Origin of the sequence: Paenibacillus tritici (genome assembly GCF_013204885.1) — a bacterium.
GTDB lineage: Bacteria > Bacillota > Bacilli > Paenibacillales > Paenibacillaceae > Paenibacillus_AQ > Paenibacillus_AQ tritici.
Map to the genome: position 1 here is coordinate 240,885 of NZ_JABMKX010000003.1, position 24,711 is coordinate 265,595.

A 24,711-nucleotide genomic window follows, 5' to 3' on the forward strand; every position below is an offset into this window, starting at 1 on the left:
TGCTTGTACTTGTAGTTTATGACTATCATCTATCATTTCTTCAGAATTCCGATTAAGAGAAAAGCCACCCCGCAGCCGATCCAGCCCAGCTTGCCCCATGACAACTGCTCTGCCATCCCTGTAAGCCCGATTGCCGTGGTCAGAACGAGAATTGTCGGTCCGACCAGCGCCAGCCCGGAATTGACGGCGAGCGCCTTATCCACCTGGTTCAGCTTCAGCATAATTATGGCAGCCGCAATCTCCACGCTGCCCGACAGCAGCCGCAACACCGCCATCCAGCTTACATACTTGTCCACATTTCCCCACTCCTTTGTTCAAATCTATGTTATCCATGGATATGCGGCGGCAGGCTGCTTTAGACAAGAAGAAATGATGGACACTAGCACATATTTCCGGGAGTGTGAAAGAAATCATAGTCCTATACGCTATAAAAAAATATCATCGGTATGATAAAATTAATTTTTCTTATATTAGGGCAAAGAAGGGGAGCACAGTCATGCAAGTTCGTAATTTAGTAGTACCGCTTGTATCAGGAACCATAGTCAGACAGGTAAAAGAAGTAGCCATTATCCTATTTTCAGCCTTCCTGGTAGCGGCGGGGCTTCGCCTGTTCCTCATTCCGCATCAGCTGCTTAGCGGCGGTGTAGCGGGAACGGCCTCTATCATCGGTTATGTGACACATCCAAAGTTTATCTCGCTGTATTATTTCGCCATTAACCTGCCCATCCTGGTCTGGGGGTTCGTTGCTGTGGGGAAGAAATACATCTGCTATAGCATGCTGTCCGTCCTCTCCACCACCTGGTTCCTGAACCTCATTCCTGCGGTGAAGCTGACCAAGGACCCGATTCTGGCCAGTATATTCGGCGGGGTGATTATTGCGGGCGGGGTAGGCTTCTCGCTGCGGGCGGGGGGCTCCTCCGGGGGCTTCGATATTCTCGGCTCTATCATTACCCGCAAGCGGGATATTCCTATGGGGACTGTGCTGTTCGTAATGGACGGTGTCGTCATTCTATGCCTGGGCTTCTTCAAAAGCTGGGATTCCGCGCTGTACGCGATGCTCTGTATCTTCGTCAAAAGCCGGGTGGTGGACATGATCCACATCCGCCATATCAAGCTGACCTGCTTCATTGTCACGAAGGAACGGGAGAAGATGCTGAACCGTCTGACCAGTCTGCCTCACGGCATCACGGTGGTTAATGCCGAAGGCGGGTACAGCCACGAGGGCAATACCATGCTGATGACCGTAACTACGCGCTACGAGCTGGCTGATCTGCGCAAGACGATTCTTGAGACCGATCCGAAGTCTTTTGTAAATGTGCTGGAGACGGTTGAGATCATGGGCCGGTTCAGACGCCTGAGCTGAGAAGGAGCGAACTTACCGCCTGTTCGCGGGAGCGCCCGGCAAGCGGCATATCCTGCGGCAAAATAAAAGAGTGCTGCTCCCACAGAAGCGGGTAACAGCACTCTTTTTAATTTTACGATGGTACAGTGTATTCGGTTTTCTGTGAAAATACTTCTTGCACAACCTGCGATAAACGCACGGCCTACGTGGCGCTCACAGTCCAATTGTGTTCGGTTTTTCGATTACATTCGGCCTACGCAGCGCTCCCAATCCAATTGTGTTCGGTTTTCCGATTACATTCGGCCTACATGACGCGTCCAGTCCAATTGTGTTCGGTTTTCCGATTACATTCCGCCTACGTGGCGCTCACAATCCAATTGTGTTCGGTTTATTCGATTACATTTTTCGATTACATTTGGCCTACGCGGCGATCCCAGTCCAATTGTGTTCGGTTTTTCGATTACATTCGGCCTATGCGGCGCGTCCAGTCCAATTTTGTTCGGTTTTTCAATTACATTTGGCCTACCCGGCGCTTCCGGTCCAATTGTGTTCGGTTTTCCGATTACATTTGGCCTACCGGCGCTCCCAGTCCAATTGTGTTCGGTTTTCGCAAATATCCGGCCCATGCTCCTAATCCGTTTAGACTCACCCGCCGCCAGAAGCCAAACAGGGACGCCCTCCAGCCTTCCTGCCGGAGAACATCCCTGATGTATGGTTATGCTGTAGACTAGCCCTTCAGCGGCTTAGCGGCGGTCCTGCGGACCTCCGACGAAGGCCTGCTCTGCCGTATCCAGATTATACGCCGTATGCAGCGCCTGAATAATCTGCTGCAGGTTGCCGGATTCGATCACACAAGATACCTTAATCTCGGAAGTACTGACCATCTTGATGCTTACCCCTTCATTCGAGATCACCTCGAACATCTTGGCGGCAACCCCCGGATGACTGACCATACCGGCGCCGACAATCGACACCTTGACCAGACTGTCCTCGGAAGTTACTTCACGGTACGGCAGCGCGCTATGCAGTCCTTCGATGACCTCTTTGGCCTTCACCAGATCACTGAGCGCTACAGTAAAGGAGAAATCAGCAGTCTCATTCTGCACCCCGCTCTGTACGATAATATCAACGTCCACACCCTCATCGGCCAGCTTGCCGAATACCTGGGCGAGTACACCCGGTACATCCGGTACCCCGAGAATACTGATCCGGGCCACATTCTTGTCATATGCTATTCCGCTTACTACCACACCCTGCTCCATGCTTGCTTCCTCCTTCACAACAGTACCTTCATTATGATTAAAGCTCGATCTGACGACCAGCTTCACTTGATATCGTTTGGCATATTCTACGGCACGCGGATGCAGCACAGCTGCACCGAGATTAGCCAGCTCCAGCATCTCGTCATACGAGATTTCCTTCAGCTTCCGCGCTGTCTTCACAATACGCGGGTCTGTGGAATAGATGCCGTCCACATCGGTATAGATTTCACAGACATCCGCTTTGATGGCTGCGGCCAGCGCTACCGCTGTGGTATCCGAACCTCCGCGGCCCAGCGTAGTGATCTCGCCATCCAGCGTCATTCCCTGGAAGCCGGCAACGATCACAATCTGTTCGCGCTCCAGCGACTCCAGAACACGGCGTGGAACGATTTCGCTGATCCGCGCACGGCCATGAGTCTCATCGGTACGGAACCCCGCCTGCCAGCCTGTATAGGAGACCGCACTCCGTCCCAGCCCGTGAAGAGCGATAGACAGAAGCGCTACAGAGATCTGTTCCCCCGTAGTCATCAGCATATCCATCTCCCGTGCGGGAGGCTGCCCGTTCAGCTGTTTCGCCTGATCGATCAGTTCATCTGTCGTATCCCCCATAGCGGATACCACCACCACGCAGCGGTGTCCTTCATCCTGCTTGGCTGCGATACGCCCGGCAACACGCTTCATGCGTTCAATGTCGCCGACGGAGCTGCCTCCGAATTTCATGACATAAAGTGACAAAGTTCCATTCACTCCCTATTTCGCTCTAAGTAGTAGCTTATATTTTGGTTAATGCTTTAACACAGTATAATACGAAAATCATACCATGCGTTAATGGTTTCACAAAATAAAATGCCTCCGCCGCAAAATGCGGGGAGGCCGGATGAAACCTGTGGAACCCTGAGCGGAAATCAGCTCCTACGCGCGGGAAATATATTTACCTTCGCGGGTATCAATCAGGAGAACATCTCCTTCATTAATGAAAAGTGGAACATGTACCGTATGACCGGTCTCCAGCGTAGCGGCTTTGGTTGCGCCTTGAGCCGTGTTGCCTTTAACGCCCGGTTCGGTCTCAGTCACCTTCAGCTCCACGCTTGTAGGCAGGTTAATCCCGAGGATCTCACCCTGGTAGCTGACGATGTTCACTGTCATGTTCTCTCTAAGGAAGTTAAGCTCCCATTCGAGCTGCTTGGCAGTCAATTCGAACTGGTCATAGGTTTCGTTATCCATGAACACATGCTCCGCACCGCTAGCATACAGGTACTGTACACCACGGTTCTCGATGATGGCGCGGCCAATGGTCTCGCCGGCACGGAAGGTGCGCTCAACCGTATTGCCGTTACGCAGGTTTTTCAGCTTGGAGCGGACAAAGGCTGCGCCTTTACCCGGCTTAACATGCTGGAAATCCAGGACGGTGAAGATGTCCCCTTCTACTTCTACGGTCAAGCCTGTCTTGAAATCATTAACTGAAATCACAAAAAATCCCTCCTGGAATTGATAAATTAACTGAATAGTAATGTCTTACAGTACCGTATAATCCTTAGATGAATGAGTCAGCAGCGCGATGCCGCTGTCGGTAATGACGATATCATCTTCAATCCGCACACCGCCAAGGCCGGCGAGGTAGATTCCCGGCTCCACAGTGACGACCATCCCCGGCTGCAGCACTTCATCTGCCAGCTTGGACAACCGCGGCCACTCATGTACTTCCATCCCGAGACCATGGCCTGTGCTGTGGCCGAAATACTCCCCATACCCGTAACGGGTGATGATATCCCGGGCCAGGGCATCGCATTCGCGGCCGGTCATACCGGGCTTGATATGCGCCAGCGCGTGAAGCTGCGCTTCCAGTACAACATCATAGATTTCCTTCAGCTTGGGGTCCGGTGATCCCAGAGCAATTGTACGTGTTACATCCGAGCAATAGCCGTCCAGCAGGGCACCGAAATCGAAGGTGACGAATTCGTTGTTCCCGATAATCTTGCTGCTGGCAACCCCATGCGGCATAGCCGAACGTTCGCCGGAGGCGACAATCGTATCGAACGAAGACGAAGTCGCACCATGCGTACGCATGTAGAATTCCATTTCCAGATCGACATCACGTTCAGTCATGCCCGGCTTGATCACATTCAGGATATGACTGAACGTGGCGTCAGCCAGATCGGCCGCCCGCTGCATCACAGCCAGCTCTTCTTCGTCCTTGAACATGCGCAGGTTCTCAACAGTCTTGGACAACGGCACCATGACAGCCGGCTGCAGAGCCTCGGCATACGCAGTGTACGCGCTGAAGGTCACATCATCCTGCTCGAAGCCCACCCGGGCTTGTCCGCCCTTCGGCAGCAGCTCACGTACTGTGTCGATGAATTTCGCTTCGTGCTGAACAACCTTGAGTCCGGTTACTTCTTCCGATGCCTGTGTCATATACCTGAAGTCCGTCAGCAGATAGCTGTCATCCCCGGTAACCAGCACATAACCGGAGGAGCCGGTGAATCCGCTCAAATAGCGGCGGTTATAGCCGCTGGTTATTAACATCGCATCCAGTCCCTGTTCCTGCAAAACCTTACGCAGCTTGGAGACGCGCTTGTTGCCCATTTTCATTCTCCTCTCGAAATAGCCACATTGTATTTTAACATAGTGGCAGGCCAACTGAGAAGTTTTTTCGCAGGCTCAGGCCAGCTTGGTCTGCTGCTCGCGTTTGCGCTCGTCCGTGTACTCGATCGCCGCTGTATATCCGATGAATAGTCCCCAGAGCAGGAAGAGGCAGAATTCGCTGATCACCGTAGTCCACGGCAGCTTGAACGGCGGCTGGAGCAGGAACCAGCGGGAACAGGCCAGGAACAGGGCCGACCACCAGAGAATCCCGTATAACATCCCCGGCCAAGGCCCGTTAAGCTTGCGGAATATAAGCACGTAGATCAGGGACGACAGGACAGAGAAGGCGATAAAAAATAAATATCCGAGCAGATACCCGGCAGGCGTCAGCAAAAAATCATGCTTGAAAAAGGGCTCCGCCAAAAATCCCGGAATGACCTTGGTAAAATGCAGGACATACATCAGCCAGTGCGCCCCTCCCCAGATCAAACCGGCGAAATAACCCAGTTCAATGGAAAAATAAAAGGGATTCGTCTGGACTGTCTTTTGCTTGCTTGAAGAACTCATAGAGCTCCCTCACTTTCGGTATGGGGTTAACCCGGTTTCCACTCCGCTCTCTATAGCTAGTATGTACAGCAAAAGGCAATCCAACTAGTAATGTGGTTAAAAATTAGTTACAATGTATTATATAAATCATATCAAAATACGGGAAGGTGAATTGGTTGTCCCAGGAAACTCCCAGTTACGGCGGCCAAGCCGTCATTGAAGGCGTCATGTTCGGCGGCAAGCATATCAACGTAACAGCCGTAAGACGGAAGAATCAGGAGATTACATTTTTGGAGGTGCCGAAGAGCGACAAGAGCTGGGTCCTTAGACTGCGCAAGATTCCGCTGCTTCGCGGCATTGTCAGTATTATAGATTCCAGCGCCAAAGGCTCGAAGCACCTGAACTATTCGGCTGAATCCTATGCCGAGGATGAGACGGAGCCGGAGGAGCTTGCGAAGCAGCAGGCCAAGGGCAAGGAGAAGAAGAAAGACGAAGGCTGGAGTCTTGGCATGATTTTCGGCGTAGCCGTGATGGGTATTCTCTCATTCCTGTTCGGCAAGCTGATCTTCACCCTGGTGCCGGTATTCGTCGAAGATTTTTTATTCAAGAATGTATTTGACAGCTATATTCTGCACAACCTTGTGGAAGGCGGCATCAAGCTGATCCTCCTGCTGGTGTATCTCTGGGCGATCTCGCAGACCCCGGTGATCAAGCGGCTCTTCCAGTATCATGGGGCTGAGCATAAGGTAATCAGCGCTTTTGAAGCCGGCGAAGAACTGACCGTACAGAATGTACAGAAATACAGCCGTCTGCATTACCGCTGCGGAAGCAGCTTCATGATGCTGACCATTATCCTCGGTGTCATTATCTACTCCGTCGTCCCATGGGATAGTCTAATGGAACGGGTGCTGCAGCGGATCATCCTTCTGCCGGTTGTCATTGGAATCTCGTTCGAGGTTCTGAAGGGCACGAATGCGGTAAGAGATGTTCCCGGCCTCAAGTATCTCGGGTATCCGGGACTGTGGCTTCAGCTCTTAACTACTAAGGAACCCAAGGACGATATGGTTGAGGTGTCGATCGCCTCGTTCAACCGGATGCGGGAGCTGGACGCCGCAATAGAAGCAAGAGGATATTCGGAGGCAAGTGTGTCAGGCGGCATTTTGGATCCTGCGAAAGGATGAGTGGCCAATGATCAGACATGCTTTGATTTTTTGGATTACAACAGCTCTTGCAGTATGGGGTTTGGTAGTGGATCTGATGGTACGCGGCATTGCGGCCCTGTCTTTCTTTATTTTCCCGCTCGTCCTGCTGGCGCTGCTATATTACGCCTACAAGGTGGCTCCCGGCAGAATGGGAGGCGGGCCCGGACGGCCGCGCACCAAGATCAAGCCTTCGGCCAAGACGATGTCCAAGGTTGCCGGAATCCGCAAAACCCAAGGCGTACCGAGTAAGCGCAAAAGCTATCCCTTCCAGGTGATTGAAGGCAGCAAGGGCAAGAATGACGACCAGCTTCCCAAATATCACTGAAAGCTAAATACAAGCTGCAAAAGGCATCTCCGCGTGGTTAAGACCACGTGCGGGATGCCTTTTTGGTTATCGCTTAGGAGAGGTAAGCTGACGGGATTGCTCCCGGATGTATGTAGGATATGCGGGCCGCCAATGGGTGAAGAAGTCTTCCCCCGCCAGAATGCCTGCGGTATACAGTGCATCACTCTGCTCCCGGGAGAGCCGGAACTGGGTGGTGGAGATGCCCAGCGTAGGAATTTTAACGGTACGCACGAACTTATCCGTCTCAATATACCGCTCGTCATGCGCAGACAGCATCGTCTCCACCATCGCCTGCAGCATACTGAACGGCCCGGTGATCTGATGCGGCTGCGGGGACGTCTTCCCGATCAGCTGGTAGCCTACCGTAGGCGTTCTGTGCTTGGCAGACGGGAAGCCGTGCTTCTTCTCCTCGAACAGCCAGAGCGGAAAGTTACTCAGTACCCCTCCGTCTACCATATAGATCATCTGCCCGGTAAAAGATTTCCCCCTTGCCGCCTCCCCGGCCAGCCGCAGGATCACGGGATCGAAGAAGTACGGAATGCTGCAGCTCATCCGCACCGCTTTGGCTACTTCGAAGCTGTCCGGTGCAATTCCGTACAGCTCCAGATCATCGGGCAGCACAACGATCCGCCCGCTTGTAATATCTGAAGCGATTACCCTCAGCTTGCCGCGCGGCAAGTCACGAAAGGTAACCACCCCTTTCTCCCGCAGGAGATTGCGAATCCACGATTCCAGCGCCTGACCCGAGTACAGGCCCTTCTTCAGCAGCACACGCAAGGCCGGTCCGACGAAGGCTGTATTGAACAGTGCCCCCCTCGTCAGAAAGGAGGTGAACGGCGTCTGCCGGATGATCCGGCTCATCGCCTCCCCGCTGTAGCCCGCTGCCAGCAGTGAGGCAATAATAGAGCCGGAAGAGGTCCCCGCTACCCGCCCAAAGGTCCGCCCTGCCCGTTCCGTCGCTTCCACCGCGCCTGCCAGTGCAATCCCTTTGACCCCTCCGCCTTCAAAAACTGCGTTAATCTCCATACATGGCAAACCCCCGTTCCATAGATTGTATTGTTATCTATGAGCACGGGGGACTATTCATGACATGAGATTATGGCTTAACTTACACATTATTAATTCTTAAAATAAAAGCTGAGCAGACCGGCCAGGCCATAAGGATTACGTACTACAATATCATTGGCCCGGAACAGAATACTGCCCGCAACCTGATCGTACTTCTCATTATACTTGAGCTGGTTGATAATCTGTTCCCCGCTCTGCCATTCCGCAGTTTGCTTGGTATCTCCTACTTTGTAGGAGGCCAGGCCGATGTATAGCTTGACGTTCGTTCCAGTGACTTCGTTCACCCACCAGTCTACCAGCTTGTCGTAACGAGCAGCACTGAAAGAGAGACTCCAATAGACCTGCGGGGCGACGTAGTCGATCCAGCCGCTCTTGATCCATGTGCGCACATCTGCATACATGTCATCGTAAGCAGACACCCCCGCGGTAGTATCCGAGCCGCTGCTGTCCGCCTTTTTATTGCGCCATACCCCGAACGGACTGACACCATAGGATACCGACGGCTTCGCTGCATGAATCTCCTGCCCCAGCTGTCGGATGAACTGATTGATATTATCCCGCCGCCAGTCTCCTTTGGTTGCAATGCCTTGCGAATTATAAGCCTTGAATGCAGGTTCATCAGCAAAGGCTACGTTGGAGGGATAGAAATAATCATCCAAATGCACACCGTCAATATCATACCCTCTGACCACTTCCATCACGGTGTCAATGATATGCTGCCGCGCTTCCGGAACCCCCGGATTGATGTACAGCTTGTTCTCGGCTTTGACGATCCAGTCCGGATGCTGCTTGGCTACATGGTTAGGGGCAAGACCGCTCGTGGAGGCATCTGTCGTAGCCCGGAACGGATTGAACCAGGCGTGTAGCTGCATCCCCCGGCTGTGGGCACTGCTGACCATATACTGTAACGGATCGTAGCCGGGTTCCTTCCCCTGTGTGCCGCTAAGCACCTTCGACCAGGGAACAATCTGTGAAGGATAGAGCGCATCCCCGGAGGGTCTGACCTGCACGAACACACTATTGAACCCGGCAGCCTTCAGCTTGTCCAGCAAGCTGTCGAATTCCCTCTTCTGCTTGTCGGCATTGCTGGCAGAAGACGTTGAAGGCCAATCCAGATTATACACGGTGGACACCCAGGCCCCCTTCATTGCCTTACTGGTTTTGGCCCCGGGAATGGAGGGTACCGTTGGCGTTGGCACTGTCGGTATCGGCACTACAGGCGTGGGCACGGTAGGTGCAGGTACAGTCGGAACAGCCGGTGTTGAAGGTGTTGCCGGTCCGCCGATTTCTATATTTGAATATAAAGCAATATGCTTCGTAGCCTGGTTCCAGACCACCTGCAGCCCAAGCTGCTCGCTGACAAACCGCAGCGGAACCATTACCCGGCCCTGCGTAATCTGCACGGAAGTATCCAGACTTACCGAAGCCCCGTTAACGATAGCACTCTTGCTCCCGCTGGTCAGCTTCAGGACATCATTTCCCTTACTGATGGTTGCTGTCTTGCTGGCCTGATCCCACTTCACACCGGCGCCAAGTCCTTGGCTGATCACTCCGGCCGGCACCATCGTTACATTGGAACGCGTAATATAAGGCGGTACGTCACTGTTCAGGGTCTCTCCATCCAGTTCAATGGTAATCTGCAAGGAAGCCGCACGCGCACCAGGCGTCCACATAGGCAGACATAGCATAACCACTAATAATCCCACAATCCATTTACGGTAATTCATAATTCCTCCCAGGTATTGAAGTTATATGTAAACAAAAAAATGACCCTCTCGTCCTTGGATAAGGGAGAAGGCCGCTCTTTTGTAAACGGAATCCTTCCTTGATGAAAAAGGAACGGTCTCCGTTTTGACGTAATAAAACTGGAAAGGTTGCGCTAATCAAACAAAAAAAGCCACATTTACGAATCGCTGGCCATCTCATGGTGAATATCGTATAAGGTCTGCAGACGCGCTTCATCCCGGCGGAAATACTCCACCAGCGTTTCGATCCGGGTGATGGAATCCCAGCTCAAATGATGCTCAATGCCTTCAACGTCCTTATAAATATGCTCTTGCTGTACCCCGATAATCCCGAGGAACTCCTCCAGCAGCTGATGGCGGTCCACAAGACGTTTCCCCACTTTTTTCCCTTTGCTTGTTAGGACAAGCCCACGATATTTCTCATAGATGAGATATTCGTCCTTATCCAGTTTTTGGATCATCTTGGTCACAGAGGAGGGATGGACTTCCAGTCCCTCGGCAATATCCGAGACCCGCGCATAACCCTTCTCGTCGATGAGCTTATATATGCGCTCCAAATAATCCTCCATGCTGGGTGTTGGCATTCTGGCTTACCTCTTTTCTATAATGAACGTAACGGTGGGACCGGGCCTTGCTCTAACAATGATACATGTTTCTGCCGCTCCTTGGCAAGTCCTGCCGCTCGGACTTACCTGCGCTTAGCGATGTTTACCAGGATTCCATTCGCCTGCAGATCGGCACAATAAGGCTATCCTCATCCCTAAGGAGCGTGAAATGATGACCATAATAACTCCAGAACACCCTCCTGCCAAAAAACAGCGCAAGCCTACCGGCCTGTTCATCCCGGAGCTAGTTTTTTTTGAACCTGACGCCCTGAACTATCCCAAAGGGGAGCGGATCATGGAATGGGTCAAGTCCCGCAATATCCCCTACCGCATGACGACTTCGCATAACCGGATCACCAATCTGCCCGGCGAGACCGAGGTAGAGCAATACAAAATCGCCAAAAGAACGCTCGTAGTCGGTCTGCGCAAAACCTTGACCTTTGACCAGTCGAAGCCGTCTGCCGATTACGCGATTCCAATTGCCACAGGCTGTATGGGTCACTGCCATTACTGTTATCTGCAGACCACGCTTGGAGCCAAGCCCTACATCCGTGTCTACGTGAATACCGGAGATATCATGGATGCGGCCAAAAAATATATCGTAGAGCGTTCCCCGGAAATCACGACATTTGAAGCCGCTTGTACCTCAGATCCGCTGGGGCTTGAGCATATTACCGGCTCCCTGACCGAATTAATTGAATTCATGGCGGAGGAGCCGCTCGGGCGGCTACGCTTCGTGACCAAGTACCAGCATGTCGAGCCCCTGCTTAAGCTGAAGCATAACGGACATACCCGGGTACGCTTCAGTGTGAATGCCGATTATGTCATCAAGAACTTCGAGCCTGCCACCTCACGGTTCGAGGAACGGATTGAGGCCGCCGGTCAAATCGCCCGTGCCGGTTATCCGCTGGGCTTCATCATCGCCCCTATTATCTGGCATGACGGCTGGGAAGCAGGCTATGCGGAGCTCCTGGAGAAGCTGGCCCATGCCCTGCCGCCCGGAATAGGCAACGGCTTGACCTTTGAAATGATCCAGCACCGGTTCACCAAAACAGCGAAGACGGTGATCGAGAAACGTTATCCGAAGTCGAAGCTGGAGATGGACATCGAGAAGCGCAAGAAGAAATGGGGCAAATGGGGACAGAACAAATATGTCTACCCTGACGAACAGCAAACCGCCCTGCGCGAATTCATCACAGAGCGGATTTTTGAGCATTTTCCGGAAGCGGCCATTGATTATTTCACTTAAGCTAGAAAATCAGCCAGCGCGGCGTGATTCCCTGCAGCCATATCGTAATGCGGAACATCTGATCGGTGAACAGCAAAATGCCCATGAACACCATCAGCCCGCCGCCCAGCTTCATCAGCAGATTGGAGTATTTCAGAATCTTCCGCGCGCCGCCCAGGAAAAAGGCCAGTCCGAAGAACGGCAGCGCAAAGCCGATACTGTACGCCGTAATCATGGTAAACCACGTTCCCGGATCACTGGCGGATAACGCGATAATTGCCGTCAGGATCGGCCCGATACATGGAGACCAGCCCGCAGAGAATCCAATGCCGAAGATGAAGGAGCCCAGGTATCCCGCAGGCTTCCATCTCAGCTCCAGCTTGCGTTCCCTGAGCAGGAACTGCGGCTGGAACACACCCAGCAGGAAGAGCCCCATCACAATGATTAAGACTGCCGACAACTGGCGGATCAGATCCCGCTGTTCATTGAAGAATTCGCCGAACAGCCCGGCTCCGAAGCCAAGGGTATAGAACACTGCCGAGAAGCCCAGGATGAAAGCCAGCGTATGCGAGAGGGTCCGGAGACGGACCTCTTTGCTGTTGCTTCCGCTCTTCAGCTCCTGCACCGATAATCCGGTAATATAAGATAGATATGAAGGATAGAGCGGCAGACAGCACGGTGATATGAATGACGCCACTCCGGCGGCAAAAGCGATTCCTGCATTCAGGTTGGACACTGGGCGCATCTCTCCTTCCATACTCGGGGTCACTTCGTATAGCAGTAGCTGTGATATGTAGTTGTGCTGAATCAAACCTACCAAACGTACAATTTTGGTTTTTGGTTTACGCAGGCAGCCCTTTTTTGCCGATCAGCGTTAAGGTCAGCAGTGCAATCAGCAGCAGGACAATCGTCGCTCCCGGAGCCAGGTTCCATACGCCTGCGATTACAAGCCCGCCGATCACGGCAATCTCGGCAATCGCTACAGACAGGATAACCGAAGACTTGAAGCTCCGCGACAGCAGCAGGCTGATGGCTACAGGGATAGTCAGAAGCGCAGATACCAGCAGCGAGCCGACAATCTTGATCGCCGTACTGATCACCAGCGCGGTCAGCACCGTAATCAGCATATTGAGCAGCTTCACCGGAAGTCCGCTGACACTGGCCGCATCCTCCTCGAAGCTAAGCAGGAAGAATTCTTTGAAGAATAGTGTAACTACCACCACTACAGCAATCGTCACGATTCCCACCACGATAAGATCAATATTATTCAGCGTATAAATGCTGCCGAACAGATAACTCATTACATCTGCATTATACCCTTTGCCCAGGGTGAAGAACAGTGAAGCCAGCGCTACCCCGCCCGACATGATGATGGCAATGGACAGCTCGGCGTAGCTTTTATAAGCCTTGCGCAGCTTCTCAATCGCAAACGAGGCCACCACAGCGAAGATCAGCCCCGCTCCCAGCGGATAAAAACCGGTCAGGAAGCCCAGCGCTACCCCGGCGATCGTCACATGTGCCAGCGTATCTCCGATCATGGACAGGCGCCGCAGCACCAGAAAAACGCCGATCAACGGCGCCGTAATCCCAATCATCAGCCCGCCGGCCAGCGCCCGCTGAAAAAAGTCACTAAACAGGATTTCCAAGATGTTTTTCTCCTTTTCCAATTAAAGCTATTCAAATGCTGAAAACCTATCAGGGCGAAACCTTTCAGGCGAAAGCTTTATCAAACCTTTTTCGATCCCTCCCAAACCCTCCCTTCGCCAAGGGAGGGCCCCAAGGGCTCTGCCCTCTGGACACCCGTTAAGTGCAACTGGCGTGGGAGGAGGGATTGTCGCAGTTTAGGGACGGTGGTGAAAGGAACGCTTTTCCTCCCTGCGGGATACGCTTCACAAATCGCGGGATCTAACTACGGTTAAGGGAAATTAATAAGTCAACAAATAAGAATACAAGGTCGTCCTATGTTGTACAATGGACGACCTGAGAGATAATAATAAAATGAGCGGCTAGAGCAGGTCTATTGCATAATGTGCAATAGATTCTTGATTTTGAACCATCAGATTCCATTCTATTGTATTCTGTGCAATTGAAAGTGGCAAAAAGCTTAAATATAGGCCATTTCAAAAGAATCGAATGTACAAAATACAATAGAACTGCAAATTGGGCAGCCATAGTAAACAATCTAATGTACAAAATACAACAGAAGTATAATTTAAGCAACATAGAAAACTGAACAGCGCATTAGTATAAATTGATCAAACGAACATCATCCATACAAACGAATTGTGTTCTAGCGCTGAGCAGGAGAAGCTGATGTTACTGAACGAACTCACCTCCGGATACTATCAGGACAGGGTATGCTGCAGATTATCAACGGCGCAGTCCTGGGCATCATGAGAATGGCGGCAGTAGAAATTGATCTTACCGTTCTTCTGGACCGGCTCGCTGCCGAGATAATTCTTCATCATGTCGATATCATGCGAGACCATCAGGAAGGTCATGTGGTGATGTGCGTGCATGTGCATAATCAGCTCGAAGAATCCGGCCTGTGTCTCGGCATCAATACCGACGGTAGGCTCATCCAGAATCAGCAGATCCGGATGGTTGATCAGCGCGCGGGCCAGGAAGACACGCTGCTGCTGGCCGCCGGACAGCTGTCCGACTCTTTTCTCGGCGATGTCCTGAATCCGCATCACTTCAAGCGCATCCTCACATTGTCTATGCTGGGCTTTGGATACACGCCGGATCAGGTTCTTGTTGTTATACAGTCCGGACAATACTACCTCGCGCACGGTCGCCGGGAACAAAGGGTTGAACGCATTCTTCTGCGGCACATAGCCGATCCGTTCCCAGTCCTTGAACTTCCGCACCGGCTGGCCGAATAATTTGATCTCCCCGCTGGTCGCAGGCAGAAGTCCGACAATCATCTTAAGCAGCGTGGTCTTACCCGCACCGTTGGAGCCGAGGATGCCGAGGAAATCCCGTTCTTTTACCGTATAATTCAGATTATGGATGACCTTCTGCTCGCCGTAAGAGAAGGACAAATCCTGTATTTCGATCATATGCTGATGGCAGTCCAGGGATACCGGTTGCATGTGAAGTACCGCCTTTCACTTATACTTTCCTTTTTATTGTAAGGCCAGAATGAGATTTTGCAAATTTTTCTCCATTAGCGTGAAATAATTGTCCCCATTCTTCTGCTGCGCCTCGGTCAGCCCTTCTACCGGATTCAGTACCATCGTAGACACGCCAGTCTCACTTGCCAGTGTTTTGGCCAGCTTATCGGACACCAGCTCCTCGAAGAAAATATAGCGGATGCCCTCTTCCTTAATCAGTGCCGCCAGCTTGACCAGATCCTGTCCCCGCGGCTCGGCATCCGGTGACAGCCCCATAATCGCGTGCTGCGACAGGCCGTAGTCACGTGCCAGATACGAGAATGCCTGATGAGATACGACAATCTCCTTGTTAGGCAGTTTGCCCAGCTCTTCAGTGAACTTATCATCCAGCGCACTTAGACGGTCTGCAAGCTTCTGGTAACGCTCTTCATAACCTGCTGTATGTGCGGGATCAACAGCCTGAAGACTGTCCTTGATATTCTTGGCCATGACAAGCGCCGACTTCGGACTCACCCAGGTATGAGGGTCCGTATGCAGGCTGTCGCCATGTTCTGCTTCTGTTTCTTCTTCACCGTGGCTGTGATCATGCCCGTGATCATGCCCGTCTTCCTCGTCGGTCATAATCAGCTTCACCCCTTTGCTGACTTCCACGGCCTTGGCTTCACTGTCACTGTCAAGGCTTTTGAGGAAATTAGGCACCCAGCCTTCAAGTCCTGCTCCGTTATAAAGGAACAATTGTGCCTTAGAAGTATTAATAATATCCTGGCTGCGCGGTGTCCAGTCGTGCGGCTCTACCCCAACAGGAAGCAGATTGATCGCGTTGATATCTTCCCCGCCGATTTCAATAGCGAATTCATATATGGGATAAAAGGTAGTAATAACATTAACTTTCCCCTCGGTGATGCTGCCGCTGCTCTTAGGTCCGCATGCGGCGAGTGCCAGTACAAGCAGCAGGACAGCGGAGGACAACAGCCCTTTTTGTAAGCTTTTATACAACATTTCTCTATCGACCCCTTAAATCGTAAATTTTACTATTAGAATTATAATAGTAATGGTTACGATAAGTCAACTCCGATCTGTAAGCACAGCAATCCCCGCTGCCTGGTGCCTGCGGGGATTGCGCTTATCTTATCTAATGCGGTTAGGCTCAGCCTGCCTTTACTTCACAATGGCTCCATTCGGCATACTGTCCGGTACAGTAGCGATCGTCAGCTGCTCGCCCTTGGAAGCGGCCAGGATCATGCCCTGCGACAGCTCGCCGCGCAGCTTCACCGGCTTCAGGTTCACAATACAGATCACCTTGCGCCCCACCAGCTCCTCCGGTGTGTAGAACTTCGCAATGCCGGATACGACCTGGCGCTGCTCGTATCCAAGATCGAGCTGCAGCTTCAGCAGCTTGTCCGCCTTCTTCACCGGCTCGCAGGCGATGACCTGGGCTACGCGCAGCTCTGCTTTGGCGAAATCGTCGATGCCGATTTCTTCCTTATGCTCCTCTTCCTCCGGATCGGCACCCGCCGCTTCCGGAGTCACAGCAGCCCCTGCAGGCGCAGCTTCCGCAGCTGCTTCTGCAGGCTTGCCGGCTCCCATCGCTTCGGCGATGTACGCCACCTCCTGCGCCACATCCAGGCGCGGGAAGATCGGGTCGCCCTTCACAAGCTTGGTTCCCGCTGGAATCAGGCCGAAGGATCTGCCGCTCTCCCAGGTGGTCAGCTCGCCCGGCTGGATGCCAAGCTGCTCCCAGATCTTCGCGGGAGCGCCGGTCAGGAACGGCTGCAGCAGAATGGACGCGGTGCGCAGTCCCTCTACCAGATGTCTCATCACCGAAGCCAGCTCCCCGCTGCGGCTCTCGTCCTTGGCGAGTACCCATGGCTGGGTCTCGTCGATATATTTGTTCGTCCGGCTGATCAGCGCGCCAATCGCAGTCAGGGCTACGGAGAATTCCATCTTCTCCATCGCTTCTTCGACCTTGGCATAAGTGTTCTGCACGGCCGTCTCAAGTTCACCGTCAAACGGGGTTACCTGGCCTGCGTAAGCCGGAAGCTCGCCGCCGAAGTATTTCTCCACCATCGCTCCGGTCCGGTTCAGCAGATTGCCCAGGTCATTAGCCAGGTCGTAGTTAACGCGGTCCACGAAGCTCTCCGGCGTGAAGGTTCCGTCCGAGCCGAAGGGAACCTCGCGCAGCAGGTAATAACGCAGGGCATCCAGTCCGTAGCGGTCAATCAGGGTAACTGGATCAACCACATTGCCCTTGGACTTGGACATTTTACCGTCCTTCATCAGCAGCCAGCCGTGTGCGAAGACCTTCTTCGGCAGCGGTTCACCCAGCGCCATCAGAATGATCGGCCAGTAAATCGTATGGAAACGGACAATTTCCTTTCCGACGATGTGTACATCCGCAGGCCAGTACTTCTCGTACAGACTGCGGTCCTCCGAGCCATAGCCAAGAGCAGTAATATAGTTGGTAAGCGCATCAATCCACACATACACCACATGCTTCTCGTCACCCTTTACCTTCACACCCCAGTCAAAGGTTGTACGGGAGACGGCAAGATCCTCCAGACCCGGCTTGATGAAGTTGTTAATCATCTCATTCTTACGCGATTCCGGCAGGATAAACTCCGGGTTCTCCTCGTAGAACTGCAAGAGGCGGTCAGCATATTTGCTCATGCGGAAGAAGTAGCTCTCTTCCTTGACCAGCTCCACCGGATGGCCGCTGTCCGGGCTTTTGCCGCCGGTAATCTTGCCGTCTGAGTCACGCTCAATGTCTACGAGCTGGGTCTCGGTGTAGAAGGTCTCATCCGAAATACAGTACCAGCCTTCATATTCTCCTTTGTAGATATCGCCCTGCTTCAGCAGGCGGTCAAAAATATCAGCAACCACCTTCTTGTGGCGATCCTCAGTGGTACGGATGAAGTCATCATTGGAGATGTCCAGCTTCTTCCACAGATCCTTAATGCCTACCACAATCCCGTCCACGAACTCCTGAGGGGTCTTGCCTGCCTTGCCTGCCTTCTCTTCAATCTTCTGCCCATGCTCGTCTGTTCCTGTCAGGTAGCGCACCTCATAGCCGCGCAGACGTTTGTAGCGGGCCATAGCATCACCGGCTACTGTCGAATACGCATGTCCAATGTGCAGCTTGTCGCTCGGATAATAGATCGGTGTTGTTAGATAAAAGGTTTTGTTCTCACTCATTCTGTTGTCATCCCTTCGTTATACCATCTCGTATTTACATATCCTGACGCAAAAAACTCCCGCCCCTATATGGGGCGAGAGTATACTCACGCGATACCACCCAAAGTTCCCCGGCTCCTCACAGAGCACAGGCTTCGCCAGTCCCTTCTCGGAACTGTCCATTAACGCTGGAACACGCTGTTATCTTACGCAGCCGTGACTACCGGCTCCCGCTCGAATACAGATCCTCCCGGACCATATTCAATCTGGCATCCCATACCGGCTCCCAGCAGCACCCGGCTCTCTGTAATGGTCGTCCACATCTACTCATCCGTTCCTCGGAATATTACGTATTATTCAAAATATACCCATCCAAGCTGTCCATGTCAAGTCGTATGCAGCGGCTTCTTCCCGGAGGATTGCTCCTCGCGGGGTGGCACCGGGTCAAGCCCCCCCGGATGGAAGGGATGGCAGCGGGCAATCCGCCGCGCAGCCAACCACGAGCCCTTCAGTGCACCGTGAACCTCGATGGCCTCCAGCGCATACGCCGAACAAGTAGGGTAGAACCGGCAGGTTGCAGGCTTCAGCGGCGAGATGAACTTGCGGTAGACCCGGATAGGGGCCTGTACCGTTCTTCGTAAGGTAGCCATATTCAGTGCCCCTCTTTGCCGTGAGTCGCCACAGCCGGCACTTCTTCTCTTCCCTGCTCACAATCCTTACAGTAACCGAACACCTCAAATTTATGCTTGACCACCCGGAACTGATCGGGCGGATCTGTTAGATTCATCGGACAGAACTGAATCGGGTAAGTCTTCATGCATTGAAGACAAATCATATGATGGTGATGGTGATCCTGACTGCAGCTTGCCTTGAATTTGACACCTTCTTCAAATACAATCTGCTCCAGTACCCCAAGCTCCTCCATGACACGCAGGTTGCGGTAGACCGTATCGAAGCTGAGCCCGCTGTACTTGCGGCCCATATGCTCATATACATCCTTCGCAGACAAATATCCCGTATTCTCGCCGAATAATCTGGCAAGCGTCTTGCGCTGATCGGTGATTCGCAGCCCCTGCCCCGACATGGCTTCCAGTATTTGATCTGTCGACAGCATTCGCTCATCTCCCATAAAATTAGGTCGTTTGTATTGCACTCTCTTTATAATGCCCCAAAAGCACTGCCCCGTCAATAAAACTGCCTTCGAGCTCCCGTATCCACAGATCTGCATCAGAAAACAAAACGGCAGCCGTTCCATCAGGAACGCTGCCGTCTGTGCTATAGAGAATATTTATTTCTTGGCCGGAAGCGGAGTGAAGACGAAGTTAACGGGCAGATTACTGCCGGAAGCCACGGAGAAGACAAGCTCCACTCTTCCTTCGTATTCTCCGGTACGATAGACTACCGCATTCATGTCCGACTTATCTAATTTGCCCTTGTTCGGCAGATTTACAATCGTGCCGTTCACCAGAACAGATCCCAGATAACCGCCTCCACGAGGGTTGAAGGTAATCAGGGTGTTCGCCGCAACTCGTTCCAGGACAATTTTGTACAGCACGCCGAAGTTACCGGCATTCGAGGCTGTAGTTTGGTTCATCGGGTCAATGCCATCCAGGTTCTTGTCGTTGACGTTATCGCCCAGAATCAGCTTGGATTGTGTGGCACCCACCAGATCCGTCACATTCATGATGCGCGTAGAATCAGGAAAGGTTCCCCGGGTATGCACACCATCGCGGTCGAGAACAGGCAGGTATGGCAGCTCAGCGACCGGATCTTTGGATTGTTCCACCATCACTACGTTGTATTGCACCGGCAAATCACTGAACAGATCCGCACTAAGCGATAGTACTTCTTTGGGCTTCATGGCAATCTTGTTCAGATCAGTCATAATAGGGATGCTTTGACCCGGCTGCAGGGTAATTTCTGATTGGGTTGCCCCTGTTACCATGGAATCAAAATATTTCTGAATCGAAATCTTACCCGTATATTCCGGTGATACAACCGGACCGGCAATACCCAGGTACTGGATCTTAATTGTCGTCGGATACAGGTTGTTGTTCGTAGCAATTACGTAGAGTTTCTGTCTGGTAGCCATGTTGTTCATATGGTGCACAAGGAAGCGAGTATTGCCTACAGAGCTCTCACGGTACAGTACGCCTTCCGTATTAACGGTCTCAGGACTGTTACTGCGGATCAACAAGTAGCCTTCGGACGACAGCGTATACGGCAGGTTAGGAAGCGCCGGGATCAGTCCGCCGTCCATGCTGATGATATCCCCCGGAATGGTGAACAGCTTCGTTACTTCATCCTGCGTATACAGTTGTTCACTGGTGATTGTAATCGTCTTCTCAAAAGTACTGCTAAGACCGTGCTTATCCGTAACCGTCAGCTGAATAGACGTCGGTCCCGGGTTAAAGTAAGCCAGGGCCCGGTTGTTCCAGGTGACCGTCAGCTCTTCATTCTCAGGATCATAGCTGGTATCCGTCAGGGTTACCGGCTCACCCATTTTGTATTCTTCTTTGTCTGTTGTGAATTGAGCCACTGGCGGCTGGTTAGGCTGCAATACCTGGATCGTTACCGGGTAAGGATCACTCCACAGGTTATTCGCATCACGCACAGAATAAGTAATCGTATAGAATCCCGGCTGATCATACACATCCATCTTATTGCCGCTCCACAGCTCTTCAACAATAGGAACACCGTTTGGTGAAGAACTGGTGGTCAGATAATTCACTGTAGTCTCACCGGCATAGATTTCCTTCGGCTGAACGGTGAAGGAGGCTGTCGGCTTCGTATTCAGCGTAAGAATAACCCGCTTCTGCACATTGTCAACGGTGTAGGGAATTTTGAGTGCAGAAGTTATAGAGGTTAACGGAATCATGAAGGTGCCTTTGAACTGGTAAGCAGGACCCTTCATGGTAACCTTGGTACCATCGACTGTGTATATCTTGCTGTCCGTCTTGAACCGCATAATGCTGGTGCCCTTGGTCACAATAACCTCTTTGGTCTTGGCGTCATAAGTGAAGGCAACGCCGACCATCTCCACCATTGCCCGAATGGATACATACGAGACACCATTCTTGACAGCCATTGGCTGATTGGCAGTGTACGGGGTACCATTTCTGAACATCTTGTTGCTGTTCATCATCAGGATCAGCTGGCCTCCGCCTGTAGAAGAGGTAGTCATACCTGGAGTGGCAACCGGCGGAGTAGCTGTAGGCATTGCCGCATCCGTTGGCATAGTACCGTCAACAGGAGCAATAGTAGCCTCAGGAGCTACAGTAGCCGCCGGAATCGGTGTTTCCGTTACTCCCGGAGCTGGTGTTGCTGTAGGAACAACTACTGCCGGAACCGGTGTTGGGGTTGGAATCACTGTACCTGCTGGCGGCTCGGTAACAAGCGGCGGCAGCGGATCTGTTGCCTCAGGCTGAAGCGGTGTTACCTCTGTGTCTACCGCTGCGCCCACATTCTCGGTTGTTGTAGTCTGTGTGCTGACAGGCGCTGCAAAAGCCGGAACGGCTGCCACGGACTGCGACACAGCCAATACTGCCACTAAAAACATTTTTTTCAAATTCATTGTACGACTCCTTCTGCTCCCATTTGTAGTGTATAAGGCAGTATCTTCATTGCTTTCTCTCCACCTTATAATCCCCGCAAAAACGCAACCGCCCTTCGCAGGACGGCAGTATATTTTGCCACGTTCATTTTACAAAACATAGTATTAGACGCAAGGAACAGCGAAAAGTTTCATTCCATGTAAAAGAAAATCAAAGATTATCCATTAATTACTAGATAACATCCAATATGTTGACACAAAAAAAACGATTGCCCTCTCCCGGGACAACCGCCATTCTTCCATCCTGACTATGAACTAACGGACTTCAGCCGTCCTGTACTTGCTGCGGTATTCCTTGGGCGTCATTCCCGTCTGCTTCTGGAATACCTTGGTGAAATAACGACGTTCCTGATAGCCGACCCCGGAGCTGATAACGGTGATGCTTTTATCGCTGCTTGATAGCATGAATTTGGCCGCTTCAATCCGCTGCTGCGTGATATACTCCACGAAGGTCATCGCAAAATGGTTTTTGAACAACAGGCAGAAATAACTACTGCTGATGCCGATCCTGTTCGCCACCTCGTCGATGCCCAGGTCAGCATTCAGGCGCTCCGTAATGTATTGTACGGCTTGATTCATGAGCTGCTCCGGTGTTTTTTTGACGGTATCCTCAGCCGCGGGAACTTCCTGGAACAACGGAATGCTGTTATACAATTTATCCTTGTACTGCTTGCTGCGGATAAGCGCGCCGATCTCCCGCACCTTGTCACCCAACTCCCCGTAGTGGATCGGCTTGCAGATGTACTCCTTCACGCCCAGACGGATCGCTTCGCGCGCATAATCGAATTCCTGATAGCCGCTGAGCAGCAGCACTTCGCTCTCCAGCCCCATCTCCCGCAGCTTCCCGATGAACACCAGGCCATCCATCACCGGCATACGGATATCGCAGAGCACCAGATCCGGCGGCTGCTCCTCAGCCATGCGCAGAGCTTCCATTCCGCTGCGGGCCATCCCCGCAACCTCCATCCCCATGTCCTGCCAGGGCAGAACTCTGTTCAGATTATTCAGGATAGGCGCCTCATCGTCAACCAATAATACTTTTAGCATAATGATCTTCCCCCTGCCCGTATTTTGGGATGACGCACTGGATGATCGTTCCTTCACCTGGACTGGCACATATGAAAATCCCGTACAGGTCGCCATATTCTATACGTATGCGGTCTGCGACACTGCGGACTCCCAGCCCCCGCCGTTCGAGATGTATACCCTGACCCGGCTTACCCTCCGGCTTCTGCTCTGCAGTATCGTTCACCATATACTGAAACATGGACAGCTGGGACGGAGTCATCCCGATCCCGTTATCCTGTATCCGCAGAATCAGATTACCTTGGGTCTCCCAGACCTTAACGCTCAACAAACCCTTGTACCCGATCCCCTCAAAACCGTGCTGAATGCTGTTCTCCACCAGCGGCTGGAGCGTAAGCTTCAGAATCCCGCAGCCCAGCAGCTCTACGGGTACCTCCAGCTCGTAATCGAACAGATCCTCGAACCGGAATTTCTGGATGTCCAGATAATTGCGCAGATGCTTAATCTCTTCCTCCAGCGTAATTTCATCCCTGTCCTGAATGCTGATCCGCAGGATGCTAGCCAGCCGGTATACCATCTCACTGACCTTGCGGCCTTCATTCTGCACAGCCAGCACATTGATCGACTCCAGGGTATTGAATAGAAAATGCGGCTTGATCTGCGCCTGCAGCACGCGCATTTCCGCCTGGTTCTTACGCTGCTGCTCGACATGAACCCTGCTGAACAGCGTGTTGATTTTGTCCATGAGATCATTGAAGCCTCTGGCCAGCAGCGTCATTTCATCATTGCCCTTCTCCTCGACACGGGTCGTAAGGTCCCCGTCCTCCACCCGGCGCATGAAGCGCACGATTACAGCAATTCCTCCTGTAATCCGGTTCATGAAGAACAGATTGAAGATGACGGCTCCGAGCAGGCACAGAAACATCACGATCACGAACCAGCGGGCAAATACTGTTACCTCACGAGACAGGGAGCCCCAGGAGGTGACGGAGACCAGGCTCCAGGGATAGTCCTTCAGATGGTAAACCGACAGAATGCTTTTGGAGCCGTCGAACTGTGTCTTGAAGCTCTGAAAACCAGGTTTGAACGTTATATCCTTCGTGGTGAAATCACGAAAATCCTGTCCGTCCAGCTTCCGGTCCGGGTCAAGGAGAATCATCCCGTCATCATTAACCAGCATGAAAGACACCTTCTGGTCGGTACCCCCGATCTTAAGATTGCGGAATATCGACTCGAACTCCCAGTTCTTGATCTGGACGACCAGAATGCCGATGTTCTGAAAGAAGCTAAGCTCCTTAATCAGCCGGATTTGCGTGAACACAGCCTCCGTCCCCGTCAGTTCGGGATACTCATGCGGTGCCAGCCATTTCGGGACCCCGTTAAGCTTCATAACCTCCTGGTAAAGCTCGCTGCCTTTGAATTTATCGTAGGGAAGTGTGCGGAAGTTCTCTTTATTGAAGACCGATACGATCTCCGAGCTGCCTTTGCCATTGAAGTTATACAGGAAGGCATAGCTGATCGACGGATGATTATAGAGCAGACTGCGGAAGTTGCGCTGGCTGGCGTTCAGACTAAGCTGCTCGGCATCGGTCAAATCCTGGGTGGAGGGATCATCCGCGCTCAGCGCCATATGAAACACCGAGGTCGCAATTCCGTTGTCTGTCACATTGTCCATATCCTTGAACACACTGGAAATACTGTAACTGATCGCTTTTAGCGAATATTCGGACTGCTGGCTGTACTTCTTCTCTATCGAATTATAAGTGACAAAGAACATAATCATGCCAAGAATGAATAACGGAATGATAATCAGGCCTAAGAATGCCGTAAATAATTTGTAGCGCAGATTCATCGG

Annotated in this window: 22 protein-coding genes; 4 read left to right on the forward strand and 18 right to left on the reverse strand. The window is 52.2% G+C overall.

What is annotated here, in order from left to right; genetic code table 11:
* Positions 1-32 precede the first annotated feature (32 nt).
* A complete protein-coding gene (locus tag HQN87_RS06575; RefSeq protein ID WP_425516960.1) occupies positions 33-296 on the reverse strand; it encodes a YqhV family protein in 264 nt (87 codons plus the stop codon).
* 200 nt (positions 297-496) lie between these two features.
* On the opposite strand from HQN87_RS06575, the gene HQN87_RS06580 reads away from it, so the two are divergent.
* Entirely contained in the window at positions 497-1,363 is an 867-nt protein-coding gene (locus tag HQN87_RS06580) for a YitT family protein (protein ID WP_173129592.1), read from the forward strand.
* 722 nt (positions 1,364-2,085) lie between these two features.
* On the opposite strand, the gene HQN87_RS06585 is transcribed toward HQN87_RS06580, so the two are convergent.
* The 4 genes from HQN87_RS06585 to HQN87_RS06600 form a co-directional block, all read right to left on the reverse strand.
* Positions 2,086-3,339: an aspartate kinase gene (locus tag HQN87_RS06585; RefSeq protein ID WP_173129595.1), complete on the reverse strand. Its 1,254-nt coding sequence runs from the start codon at positions 3,337-3,339 to the stop codon at positions 2,086-2,088.
* 177 nt (positions 3,340-3,516) lie between these two features.
* Positions 3,517-4,074 carry an elongation factor P gene (gene efp / locus HQN87_RS06590; protein WP_173129598.1) on the reverse strand — a complete coding sequence of 186 codons (558 nt, stop codon included), beginning with the start codon at positions 4,072-4,074 and terminating at the stop codon, positions 3,517-3,519.
* A 45-nt stretch (positions 4,075-4,119) separates the two neighbouring features.
* Positions 4,120-5,190 carry a M24 family metallopeptidase gene (locus HQN87_RS06595; protein ID WP_173129602.1) on the reverse strand — a complete coding sequence of 357 codons (1,071 nt, stop codon included), beginning with the start codon at positions 5,188-5,190 and terminating at the stop codon, positions 4,120-4,122.
* Between the two features lie 75 nt (positions 5,191-5,265).
* Complete coding sequence (locus HQN87_RS06600; protein WP_173129605.1) at positions 5,266-5,757, reverse strand: YqhR family membrane protein; 492 nt, start codon at positions 5,755-5,757, stop codon at positions 5,266-5,268.
* A gap of 206 nt (positions 5,758-5,963) precedes the next feature.
* Here HQN87_RS06600 and HQN87_RS06605 point away from each other — a divergent pair, with 206 nt between their 5' ends.
* A complete protein-coding gene (locus HQN87_RS06605; RefSeq protein ID WP_425517068.1) occupies positions 5,964-6,917 on the forward strand; it encodes a DUF1385 domain-containing protein in 954 nt (317 codons plus the stop codon).
* A 7-nt stretch (positions 6,918-6,924) separates the two neighbouring features.
* Entirely contained in the window at positions 6,925-7,263 is a 339-nt protein-coding gene (locus HQN87_RS06610; protein ID WP_173129609.1) for a hypothetical protein, read from the forward strand.
* Between the two features lie 66 nt (positions 7,264-7,329).
* Here HQN87_RS06610 and HQN87_RS06615 read toward each other — a convergent pair whose 3' ends face one another.
* The 3 genes from HQN87_RS06615 to mntR form a co-directional block, all read right to left on the reverse strand.
* A complete protein-coding gene (locus HQN87_RS06615) occupies positions 7,330-8,310 on the reverse strand; it encodes a patatin-like phospholipase family protein (protein WP_173129611.1) in 981 nt (326 codons plus the stop codon).
* A 92-nt stretch (positions 8,311-8,402) separates the two neighbouring features.
* The gene (locus HQN87_RS06620) at positions 8,403-10,079 is read right to left on the reverse strand and encodes a family 10 glycosylhydrolase (protein ID WP_173129613.1); all 1,677 of its coding nucleotides are present in this window, start codon (positions 10,077-10,079) and stop codon (positions 8,403-8,405) included.
* A 176-nt stretch (positions 10,080-10,255) separates the two neighbouring features.
* A complete protein-coding gene (gene mntR, locus HQN87_RS06625; protein ID WP_042215975.1) occupies positions 10,256-10,681 on the reverse strand; it encodes a transcriptional regulator MntR in 426 nt (141 codons plus the stop codon).
* A gap of 193 nt (positions 10,682-10,874) precedes the next feature.
* On the opposite strand from mntR, the gene splB reads away from it, so the two are divergent.
* Positions 10,875-11,951 (forward strand): spore photoproduct lyase, encoded by a 1,077-nt coding sequence (gene splB, locus HQN87_RS06630; protein ID WP_173130160.1) that lies wholly within the window; start codon positions 10,875-10,877, stop codon positions 11,949-11,951.
* A 1-nt stretch (position 11,952) separates the two neighbouring features.
* On the opposite strand, the gene HQN87_RS06635 is transcribed toward splB, so the two are convergent.
* The 10 genes from HQN87_RS06635 to HQN87_RS06680 form a co-directional block, all read right to left on the reverse strand.
* Positions 11,953-12,666 carry a cytochrome c biogenesis CcdA family protein gene (locus HQN87_RS06635; RefSeq protein WP_173129615.1) on the reverse strand — a complete coding sequence of 238 codons (714 nt, stop codon included), beginning with the start codon at positions 12,664-12,666 and terminating at the stop codon, positions 11,953-11,955.
* A gap of 106 nt (positions 12,667-12,772) precedes the next feature.
* On the reverse strand, positions 12,773-13,576 hold the full coding sequence (locus tag HQN87_RS06640; protein ID WP_173129617.1) for a metal ABC transporter permease: 804 nt from the start codon (positions 13,574-13,576) through the stop codon (positions 12,773-12,775).
* A 699-nt stretch (positions 13,577-14,275) separates the two neighbouring features.
* On the reverse strand, positions 14,276-15,025 hold the full coding sequence (locus tag HQN87_RS06645; RefSeq protein ID WP_173129618.1) for a metal ABC transporter ATP-binding protein: 750 nt from the start codon (positions 15,023-15,025) through the stop codon (positions 14,276-14,278).
* 33 nt (positions 15,026-15,058) lie between these two features.
* Positions 15,059-16,045 (reverse strand): metal ABC transporter solute-binding protein, Zn/Mn family, encoded by a 987-nt coding sequence (locus tag HQN87_RS06650; RefSeq protein ID WP_173129621.1) that lies wholly within the window; start codon positions 16,043-16,045, stop codon positions 15,059-15,061.
* 159 nt (positions 16,046-16,204) lie between these two features.
* Entirely contained in the window at positions 16,205-18,238 is a 2,034-nt protein-coding gene (metG, locus tag HQN87_RS06655; RefSeq protein WP_173129624.1) for a methionine--tRNA ligase, read from the reverse strand.
* A gap of 365 nt (positions 18,239-18,603) precedes the next feature.
* Positions 18,604-18,867, reverse strand: coding sequence for a membrane protein insertion efficiency factor YidD (yidD, locus tag HQN87_RS06660; RefSeq protein ID WP_173129627.1), 264 nt, complete (start codon positions 18,865-18,867; stop codon positions 18,604-18,606).
* Between the two features lie 2 nt (positions 18,868-18,869).
* Positions 18,870-19,331, reverse strand: a complete 462-nt coding sequence (locus HQN87_RS06665; protein ID WP_173129630.1) for a Fur family transcriptional regulator — start codon at positions 19,329-19,331, stop codon at positions 18,870-18,872.
* A 174-nt stretch (positions 19,332-19,505) separates the two neighbouring features.
* A complete protein-coding gene (locus HQN87_RS06670; protein WP_173129632.1) occupies positions 19,506-21,791 on the reverse strand; it encodes a stalk domain-containing protein in 2,286 nt (761 codons plus the stop codon).
* A gap of 294 nt (positions 21,792-22,085) precedes the next feature.
* Positions 22,086-22,877: a response regulator transcription factor gene (locus HQN87_RS06675; protein WP_173129635.1), complete on the reverse strand. Its 792-nt coding sequence runs from the start codon at positions 22,875-22,877 to the stop codon at positions 22,086-22,088.
* Complete coding sequence (locus HQN87_RS06680; protein ID WP_173129638.1) at positions 22,855-24,708, reverse strand: cache domain-containing sensor histidine kinase; 1,854 nt, start codon at positions 24,706-24,708, stop codon at positions 22,855-22,857. Before HQN87_RS06680 ends, HQN87_RS06675 begins: the two co-directional genes overlap by 23 nt.
* Between the last annotated feature and the right edge of the window lie 3 nt (positions 24,709-24,711).